The 301-nt window shown below is 40.9% G+C and carries 1 protein-coding gene; it reads left to right on the plus strand.

The features are described from left to right. Window positions 1–301: ABC transporter permease family protein (locus RYX56_RS21775; RefSeq protein WP_500660616.1), on the plus strand; the 301-nt coding region annotated here is incomplete at both ends.

Below are 301 nucleotides of genomic sequence, written 5' to 3' on the forward strand. Positions count from 1 at the left end.
GTTGCCTTTGCCGGATTTTTTACCTTATTAACTACCGCCATTGAGAGTATGTTAACTATCATCGCAGATGTATTAAGTGCCGGGCCTCCCCTCGTTTTAATTATCGTCTTAACATTATTGGTGGTTTACACCAGCAGATGGCCATTAGGAATTTTTACGCTCCTGAGCTTACTTCTAATCGATAATCTTGGCTATTGGGACTCCGGTATTCAAACGATTGCCATTGTTTTATTATCAGGATTGCTTACGATTATCATTGGAATCCCTGTTGGAATCTGGTGTGCCCAAAGAAAAACAGTCC

Origin of the sequence: Alkalihalophilus lindianensis (assembly GCF_032843265.1) — a bacterium.
In the GTDB taxonomy this organism is placed as follows: domain Bacteria; phylum Bacillota; class Bacilli; order Bacillales; family Bacillaceae_D; genus Alkalihalophilus; species Alkalihalophilus lindianensis.